This is a genomic window from Pseudoalteromonas sp. SANK 73390, assembly GCF_054966645.1.
In genome coordinates this window covers 1-302 of sequence record NZ_ARPN01000166.1, presented here as the reverse complement: position 1 = coordinate 302, position 302 = coordinate 1, and the positions used below count along the sequence as shown (strand labels likewise).

1 protein-coding gene is annotated in these 302 nt (G+C 45.0%); it reads right to left on the bottom strand.

Annotated elements, in window-relative coordinates; translation table 11 throughout:
- On the bottom strand, positions 1-302 hold a 302-nt coding region (locus tag SANK73390_RS19120), incomplete at both ends, for a hypothetical protein (RefSeq protein WP_462767958.1).

The window sequence follows — 302 nt, the reverse complement described above, 5'->3', positions numbered from 1 at the left end:
GTCATCCGATTCTAATTCAAACTCAGGTAAAGACTCTAAGTCTTCATTCGGGATTTCCTCGTTGTTGCTCTGCTCAGGGTCATCTAGTGCATCACTGATCACATCTGACTCGTCGAGTTCATCATTCAACGACTCTTGTGCTGCTTGTTCATCAAACTCAGCTAAAGACTCTAAATCAAGCTCATCATCTAATAATGCTTCATCTGCGCTACTATCGCTAGCAAGCTCGTCTAGCGCTTCACTTAACGCCTCGCCTTCATCCGAATCGGCACTCTCAACGTCAGGCAAAATCTCATCTTCAG